Origin of the sequence: Vibrio sp. 1167 (genome assembly GCF_033340375.1) — a bacterium.
Lineage (GTDB): Bacteria > Pseudomonadota > Gammaproteobacteria > Enterobacterales > Vibrionaceae > Vibrio > Vibrio alginolyticus.
In genome coordinates this window covers 1-1,573 of sequence record NZ_JAWOWK010000048.1, presented here as the reverse complement: position 1 = coordinate 1,573, position 1,573 = coordinate 1, and the positions used below count along the sequence as shown (strand labels likewise).

Genomic DNA, 1,573 nt, shown 5'->3' with positions numbered 1-1,573 from the left:
GATTAACGTCACCCCTTGCACCGAGTAACGCAGCTTGGCGATTTCTGCCGTGACTTTGTGCCCTGGTAGCTGACCACCTTCACCAGGTTTAGCTCCTTGCGCAACCTTGATTTGCAGTACGTCTGCATTGGTTAGGTAATGAGGCGTAACCCCAAAACGGCCTGATGCGATCTGCTTGATTCGCGAGTTACGCTCGGTGCCAAAACGACGAGGATCTTCACCACCTTCGCCAGAGTTAGAGTAACCACCAAGACGGTTCATCGCCGTTGCAAGTGCTTCGTGTGCCTCTGGGCTCAACGCTCCGATAGACATGGCGGCAGAATCAAAACGTTTGAACAATTCTGTTTTAGGTTCGATTCGTTCAAGTGGCAATGGCGAGTCAGTTTTTTTCAGTGCCATTAGGTCACGCAACATCGCGACAGGGCGCTCGTTTACTTGTTTGGCAAAACTTTGATAATCGTTACTTTCACCAGATTTCACCGCTTTTTGCAGTGTGCCAACCACATCAGGGTTGTAGGCATGGTACTCACCGCCATGTACGTATTTGAGTAATCCACCATGTTCAATCGATTTACGTTTTGCCCACGCCTTGCGGGACAAGTTGGTTAAATCTTGTTGGAAATCATCAAAGTTTGCGCCTTCGATGCGAGTGGTTACGCCTTTAAAGCACAAGTCGACCACTTCCCGGCTCAACCCAACAGCTTCGAACAATTGTGAGCAACGGTAAGAGGCGATGGTCGAAATACCCATCTTCGACATGATTTTGTACAAGCCTTTGTTGATGCCATACTGATAGTTCTGCATAACATCGCGGTAGTCTTTATCTAGGGCACCATCGTCAATCAACTTGCCTAACGCTTCATAAGCTAGATACGGATAAACCGCCGTAGCGCCAAAGCCTAGCAATACGGCAAATTGATGAGGGTCACGTGCGGTTGCGGTTTCCGCGACGATGTTGGCATCACAACGAAGGTTGGCTGTAACTAAGCGAGTTTGCACGGCGCCGACAGCCATGGCGGCTGGAATTGGCAATTTGCCTTTGACTAATGCGCGGTCAGAAAGAACCACTAAAACGGTACCTTCTCGCACCACTTGTTCAGCTTGATCACATAAATCATCAATCGCTTGTTTGAGATCTTTCTCTTGTGGATCGTAGTTTATGTCGAGAATGGTATTGCGGTAGTGATCGTCACCCAGCTCAAGCAACTGCTGCATGTCAGAGTAAAGTAGCACTGGAGAATCAAATGTCACTCGATGCGCGTGGCCGTCGGTTTCACAGAAGACGTTCATCTCCTGACCTATACTGGTGGCTAACGACATAACATGCTTTTCACGTAGTGGATCGATAGGCGGGTTGGTGACCTGAGCAAACTTCTGGCGGAAGTAATCGGTAACCAAACGCTCTTTCGAAGACAGTACTGCCATCGGCGTGTCATCGCCCATAGAGCCTACGGCTTCTTGACCCATATCGCCAAGTACACGCAGCACCTGATCCACTTCTTCATTGGTCATAGCGAATTGCTTTTGATAGGTCTTAAGCAAATCTTCATCGAAGCTTCGTTCACCCACTTGA

General features: G+C 48.8%; 1 protein-coding gene. It reads right to left on the bottom strand.

The window, feature by feature from the left end:
* On the bottom strand, window positions 1-1,573 hold a 1,573-nt coding region (locus R7Z78_RS24225), incomplete at both ends, for a glutamate synthase central domain-containing protein (protein WP_318117028.1).